Source organism: Acinetobacter sp. YH12208, assembly GCF_013418055.1.
Lineage (GTDB): Bacteria > Pseudomonadota > Gammaproteobacteria > Pseudomonadales > Moraxellaceae > Acinetobacter > Acinetobacter pseudolwoffii.
On record NZ_VPCT01000034.1, the window covers coordinates 1 to 5,988 of the forward strand.

9 protein-coding genes and 2 pseudogenes are annotated in these 5,988 nt (G+C 36.2%); 2 read left to right on the forward strand and 9 right to left on the reverse strand.

All coding sequences use genetic code 11. From position 1 onward, the window contains the following. Positions 1-233: IS1 family transposase (locus FTU95_RS14480; protein WP_257218539.1), on the forward strand; the 233-nt coding region annotated here is incomplete at its 5' end. A 28-nt stretch (positions 234-261) separates the two neighbouring features. Here FTU95_RS14480 and FTU95_RS14485 read toward each other — a convergent pair. From FTU95_RS14485 to FTU95_RS14500, 4 genes and pseudogenes are all read right to left on the reverse strand, one after another. Continuing rightward, positions 262-657, reverse strand: a pseudogene (locus FTU95_RS14485) (hypothetical protein); the annotation flags it as partial. Between the two features lie 82 nt (positions 658-739). After that, entirely contained in the window at positions 740-1,240 is a 501-nt protein-coding gene (locus tag FTU95_RS14490) for a hypothetical protein (protein ID WP_163167891.1), read from the reverse strand. Next, positions 1,237-2,166, reverse strand: a complete 930-nt coding sequence (locus FTU95_RS14495; protein WP_163167893.1) for a MobA/MobL family protein — start codon at positions 2,164-2,166, stop codon at positions 1,237-1,239. Before FTU95_RS14495 ends, FTU95_RS14490 begins: the two co-directional genes overlap by 4 nt. Next, complete coding sequence (locus FTU95_RS14500; protein WP_171521753.1) at positions 2,166-2,321, reverse strand: hypothetical protein; 156 nt, start codon at positions 2,319-2,321, stop codon at positions 2,166-2,168. The genes FTU95_RS14495 and FTU95_RS14500 overlap by 1 nt, the downstream gene beginning before the upstream one ends. Positions 2,322-2,601: 280 nt before the next feature. Between FTU95_RS14500 and FTU95_RS14505 the strand changes: the two genes are divergently transcribed. Then, positions 2,602-3,012 (forward strand): conjugal transfer protein TraD, encoded by a 411-nt coding sequence (locus FTU95_RS14505; protein ID WP_163167895.1) that lies wholly within the window; start codon positions 2,602-2,604, stop codon positions 3,010-3,012. Between the two features lie 149 nt (positions 3,013-3,161). On the opposite strand, the gene FTU95_RS14510 is transcribed toward FTU95_RS14505, so the two are convergent. The 5 genes and pseudogenes from FTU95_RS14510 to FTU95_RS14530 form a co-directional block, all read right to left on the reverse strand. Continuing rightward, positions 3,162-3,818 (reverse strand): hypothetical protein, encoded by a 657-nt coding sequence (locus tag FTU95_RS14510; RefSeq protein WP_163167897.1) that lies wholly within the window; start codon positions 3,816-3,818, stop codon positions 3,162-3,164. Positions 3,819-3,846: 28 nt separating this feature from the next. After that, positions 3,847-4,146 carry a HigA family addiction module antitoxin gene (locus FTU95_RS14515; protein ID WP_218944685.1) on the reverse strand — a complete coding sequence of 100 codons (300 nt, stop codon included), beginning with the start codon at positions 4,144-4,146 and terminating at the stop codon, positions 3,847-3,849. 7 nt (positions 4,147-4,153) lie between these two features. Next, entirely contained in the window at positions 4,154-4,432 is a 279-nt protein-coding gene (locus FTU95_RS14520; protein WP_163167899.1) for a type II toxin-antitoxin system RelE/ParE family toxin, read from the reverse strand. Positions 4,433-5,301: 869 nt separating this feature from the next. Then, positions 5,302-5,727, reverse strand: a pseudogene (locus tag FTU95_RS14525) (hypothetical protein); the annotation flags it as partial. 28 nt (positions 5,728-5,755) lie between these two features. Then, positions 5,756-5,988: IS1 family transposase (locus FTU95_RS14530; RefSeq protein ID WP_257218538.1), on the reverse strand; the 233-nt coding region annotated here is incomplete at its 5' end.

Below are 5,988 nucleotides of genomic sequence, written 5' to 3' on the forward strand. Positions count from 1 at the left end.
TAAGCTATACATGTATATCAAGTGACCATTGGGATAGCTTTGTTACGACCTTTAAAGAATGCAAACAGTTGATTGGTAAATTTTTCACTGTGGGTATAGAAGGCAATAATTGTCGATTACGGCATCGGATCAGGCGAGGCTTTAGGAGAAGCTGCAACTTCTCCAAAAAGCTTGAAAATCATTACAAAGCCTTTGATTTAGCGTTCTTTTATATCAATAATGGATTCGTTTAATGCCAGCATACTTTTTGAAACACCACCCAAAATCATAGTCATGATAAGAAATTACAGCATATCGGGTATTTTTCTTAGTCGGACTTTTAATATAACCTTTAACTGTTGCCTCCCCTTGATCAAGTAACTTTTTCAAATAGAAATCTTTGATTTGGTTTTCTATAAGCGCATTACCTCTATAGAACCTAAGCTTCTGACTGATTTCCGCCTGTTCTTCCAGGTTGTCTTCATCAACAAGTTTTAGCTGTTCGGATTGGTCAAGGAATTGAGCATAATTATATTGAGCAAGTTCGGATGTCCAAATCAGTAACTGATCAAGGTTTTTAGGCATAGGAACTTTCAAATCATTCAAATCAAGCTTTTTAATGGGCGCAAGTTCTTCTTCCTTAAACTCTGTTCTTTCTAAACTTGATTGCTTTAACATAATAATTTCCTTAACTTCCACTAATTTTAAAACATAATAAAAACTATAAATGAGTGCTTAGAGCTTTCATTTTTAGATTTAGCTATTTGGGGTCAATAACGCATAAATCCCCATACTTCCCATAGCCACACTGCTCTTTCATCACTCGGACGCAAGGCTTGGACTCTTCTCCAACGGCACAACTTTGAATATCAAACTGAATACCTTGCTGCCTTAAACTCTCGATCTTTGGAATATTCTCTAAAGGCTTAATATAAGATGCAAATAGCCACGTCATAGTCAGTATGAGAACTGAAAAAATACCTAAGAAAATGGTAATTAACTTCCATGAAAATTGATCACTGGTTGATTCAATCGAATTTTTTAAATGTCCAAGTGCTTTGGCAGTCTTAATAAGTTCCGCTGTACCCTCCTGTAAGCCCGTATTTAGCGATTTTGATACAGTATGATGGGTTTGCCCTGCGATGACCTTCTGAATGCGTTCCTCGGTGATTTGAAGCTCTTTAACGGCCTGATTAACTAAGTTTTGCTGTTGTTCTGCAACTGCCATCAGTGCATATAGCTTTTTTTCATCAGGTGTCATCGACTCATCCCCTTATAACTCATGGTTTTCTGTTGCTCTCGTTCTAATTTCTGCTGTTCTTTGTACTGTTTCAAAGCAAGCTGTTTGAAGGTATCAAAATCAGCCTTAAAGCTTTCAATACCCTGTTTAATTTCTTTGTCTGAAATTGGACTGTCTTTAAGGTCTTTCAGGTCTTTTTTCGGGTCGCCTAAATCAAGTCGTTCAAGCTCTTTATGGACTGTTCGTGACTGTTGCAGGGCTTCCCTGATTTCAGGATTCTTCGCTTGGCTTGGTAGCAGTTTTTTCTCAGGTTCTTTCTCTATGCCTTGCTCTTTGTAGCTTCGCATATCAATACGGCTGTCAATTTGATGTTTTTCTAAATGGCTGTTGCATAAATCTGCCCATCTTTGGCGTAGGTCTTTAATATCGGTTTTTCGTTCCTGGTAACTCTTGCCTGTATTGTCTTTTTTAGCTCCGCCACGTTCAGGATTCTTGCTGTTATAGCGTTTAAAATATTGCTCTGGATCTCGCTCGATTCCATCTTGTAGACGTTCATTAAACATGAGGTGAACGTGAGGCTGATCGTTGCCGTCCATTGCTTTAGGGTTATGAATCGCAAACTGATACGGATATTTTGAGCCAATTTCAGACTGAATGAAGTCCTCAACCAGTTCTAGGCGTTGCTCGGCATTCATCTCTCTAGGCAGGGCAATTTCATATTCTCGGTAGGTACTACCATTTTTGCGCTCATAAAGGTCGGCTGCCTGCCAAAAGTTAATCGGATTATGTTCTGCCCATTTCGGCATGTTTCCATAGTCACTATGTTCAAGGTCAGTTTTAGCCTGTTCCTCTTTTTTCTTTTTTTCTTCATCCCGATCTATATATTCGGCATGCGGTGCTGCCTTTCCTGCCTTACCGACTTTGACACTTAAACGAGCAATCGCCATTAGGTTTTATCCTGTTCCTTTTTTCGGTTGCGTTCCTTCTTAAACGCTCTTTGATCGAGTATCGAAGCAAGCACCATAATGAGGATGAGTAGCGGTGCTGCGATCACGCCAAAAATAATATCTTTGATCTTTCCCAATACCTGTTTTAGTTGCATGTTGTTGCTCCTAGCTTTGGTACTTCTTTTTTTCATTCAATTTTCAATTGAACGAAAAAAAGAAGTTTCAGGGTTTTAGGGATGAAGTCCCTAACGTGCTTAGGTTTCTCAATGAAATTGAGAAACGTCTAAGCGCGCCATCAAATTTTTGATGGAAGTACAGGCGAACTTCTCTAGGACGAACTTTAACAAAATTGCGGACATTGGACGTAATTATTTTGTTATCGTTCTTTGAGAATTGAGCCTGTACTTTTGCGGTATCTTACTTGAGGAATTGAATATGAATAATGATTGGCTGTCTGAAAAAATTACCTATATTTCTGCTTTAAAGAATCCCAGTGATGCACAAAAGCTTTTATTAGAATTAGCTCAAATCCAATACCGTACCCCTGACCAAGAGAAAAAACTGAATGCCTTGATCAAAGCAGAAAAAGCCATAGATCGAGCGAATAAACAAAAGGTAGTGGTTAGAAAATTATTGAATGCTGAAAAGGAAGCTGAACGTAAAGCTCGTACACGGCACCTTATTCAATTAGGTGCACTTTTTGAGATTGCAAATCTAGGTCAACGGGACCCAGCAGAATTACTTGGAGTTCTGCTTAAAACTGCTGAAATCGACCCAAATGATATGAAGTGGCAGATTTGGAAAGAACTCGGACAAGAAACTTTAAATCAACGTAAAAAGACTTAAAATTTATATTTCAATATATTCTTTAATTTAAATAATTAAAATCATGAAAAAAATCCCAACTCTGATAAGTTGGGATTTTAAAGATATTGAAGTTTAATAATAGAAATTTTTGTAAAGTACATTATGTTGATTTTAGTGAAAATCAAGAATTAATCATTAAAAAAATCAATAAGATTCCATGAAATACTAGCTGAATATCTTTCATTGTTATCAAGTAAATTAATAATTTCCATTTCATAACCAGCTAGTAGTGCTTCACCAATATTAGAACGTCCAAAATGTAGCTTTAATTCAGACTTTACAGATGGAATATTTACAAATTCCTTTAATGGTAATGATATTCTATCTATAAAATCCTGATCTTTAATCAATTCATCATCATATTGATAGTTAGTTTTTAAATACTTATTAAGCTTATCTATGACTTCATTTTCAATACCAGATAGAAATAAATGAGCTAACCATCCTTTTTGACTTTTAAATGTATAACTCTTAAAACTGTTTCCAATTAGCTCTGAATAAATATAATTATCTTGGTCATTAATATAATAAAAATGAGTACTATCTACCGACACTGACTGTCTAGGATGATCATATATAAATGCTAAAAACTTTATTTTTTCAACATATCTTACTTTATAATTCTCATCAATCTGAATTAGCTCAAAATTTTTAATATCTGAATAATATCCTCGGCTGTAAGCATTAATGAAAACTTTTTTCCTTAATTCATAATTACTAGGAAAACTTCTAGAAGGATTTCCATGCACTACTTCAATTTCTTTATCTTTCTTTGAAAAAAACACAGTTAATATCTCTATTTCATATTTTAATTTAACAACTAATAAAAAATGGTTGAATCTTTGGACGCTGTTTTTGTGATTCAATCCAAAGTGAGTGCTTAGATTGAACACGCATTAACAAGTCTGCACTGATACCTAAAGCATCATGTAAACGTAAAGCTACATCTGCCGTTACAGGCGCTTTGCCATTAATAATTCTAGAAAGTAATGGACGTGTTATTTGAATGCGTTCAGCAAGTTCTGTAATTGTAATCGCTTGTCCTTCTTCTTTTAAACCATCTAACCATTCAGAAATTAACTCGCCTGCATGAGCTGGATTATTCATCATCATGTTCACCTCAATGATAGTCCTGATAGTCCACGATATACGCATTGCCATCTTTAAAAATAAAAGTCAGACGCCAATTAGCATTGACAGTAATTGCCCAGTGATCTTTTAATTTACCCTTCAAAGGATGAAGCTTCCACCCAGGGAAATTCATTTCATCAATGCTTTGCGCTTCATTCAAAGCAGTTAATTGTCTTTTTAACTTTGTTGAATGAACAGACTGAATACCTGCTGTAGAACTGGTTTTAAAAAATCGTTCCAGTCCTTTATGATTAAAATCTACAATCACAAAAAATCATCCTTTGTATAGTTTTAATATACAGTAACTCGTTCAGTAAAACTATACACAACACATAATATTTAGTTTGGGTAAATAGCCTAAGCATTATGAGAGATTGAGTAAACACACTCTCTATCTCCAAAACTAACTAACTAAATGCTCTCAACTCTCTCAACTCTACCCCAAAGCGTCGCACTTCGTGCTTTGGCTTTGGTGAACGGTTGAGAGAGTTTCGGCAATACTCACCCTAAGGGCGGTCATTTTAAAAAATAACCTATCCCCTAAGTATTGCCGATTTACCTGTATATATTTGGCTTCGGAGCCACGTATATCGGTCGTATCCGCACATAGCTTTGCTGACTATGCAGACAAGGACTCAAAGTCTTGCACTTCGCTCCACGCGCTCCCTGTCGTTACATTGCCTGTATCTCTGCGAGGGTTTCCCCAACTTACAACTTAACAAGTCCTATGTAACTACTCCCAACGCTCCGCCTATGTGAAGTTCCCCTGTAAGCGGTTTAGCCTTTCGACCATAGCTACAATACGCCAGTGACACTTATTCCTACCACACGTACTGCATGCCGACCGTAAAACGGACACGCAGAAGCGGGCAAAGCTCGATCTAGGATACTTATTTGACGATTTAAAACACGAATTAACGAAGACTTATCATTTTGAGGCTTGATATAAACACTGTTTATTGTGAAAATAGAATTCAGGTACAAGCCTTTTGGTGAAATCATAACGGTCGTCAAACCTTATGATCTTCGTTACTTGATGTTCTAGCATCAAATAACTGCGTACCGCTGAATTTACTGGAAAACCCCTCTAAGTTGCAAGACTTAGAGGGGTTTTTGTTTATAATTTTAAATTACAAGTTACTTATCCTTGTTTAAAGCAAATTTTCGCTTCTTAATTACAGTAATTGGCTTTTCTTGTGGAGCCATATTTTTCTGAATGGCTCCCTGCTTCATCTCTACTGGGACAGCACTATTTTCAGTAGTCTTTGGACTAGATTCTTTAGGCTTTGACTCTGTTGGCTTTTGCAGAGTTGCTTCCTTATTTTTAATTTTTATATAAATTTTATGAGCAACTGTATTGTGCTCCTTAATTTCCCTGTTCTTATCAGCCAATTTTTTATACTGTTCTTTAAAAGGTCTTATAAATTTTTTGATAGCTGATAAGAACACGGCTTCTTCAGGGTATATGTCCGCTAATGTCTTAGGTGTTTCCTTTTGCACGAAATTGATGAGATCGGCTGGAAATTTATTAAGAATCTCTGGAGTAGCAAAGCTTACAAAATCAGGTGGTGTTTCAAAAAGTATGCTGGCATTAAACGAATCCATTATTGATATAAAAGAACACTAAATCAAAGGCTTTGAAATGATTTTCAAGCTTTTTGGAGAAGTTGCAGCTTCTCCTAAAGCCTCGCCTGATTCGATGCCGTAATCGACAATTATTGCCTTCTATACCCACAGTGAAAAATTTACCAATCAACTGTTTGCATTCTTTAAAGGTCGTAACAAAGCTATCCCAATGGTCACTTGATATACATGTATAGCTTA

Excerpts from the sequence above, each read along its gene's own strand:
- FTU95_RS14490 (WP_163167891.1), bottom strand. The coding sequence starts at position 1,240 with ATGACACCTGATGAAAAAAAGCTATATGCACTGATGGCAGTTGCAGAA.
- FTU95_RS14495 (WP_163167893.1), bottom strand. The coding sequence starts at position 2,166 with ATGGCGATTGCTCGTTTAAGTGTCAAAGTCGGTAAGGCAGGAAAGGCA.
- FTU95_RS14500 (WP_171521753.1), bottom strand. The coding sequence starts at position 2,321 with ATGCAACTAAAACAGGTATTGGGAAAGATCAAAGATATTATTTTTGGC.
- FTU95_RS14505 (WP_163167895.1), top strand. The coding sequence starts at position 2,602 with ATGAATAATGATTGGCTGTCTGAAAAAATTACCTATATTTCTGCTTTA.
- FTU95_RS14515 (WP_218944685.1), bottom strand. The coding sequence starts at position 4,146 with ATGATGATGAATAATCCAGCTCATGCAGGCGAGTTAATTTCTGAATGG.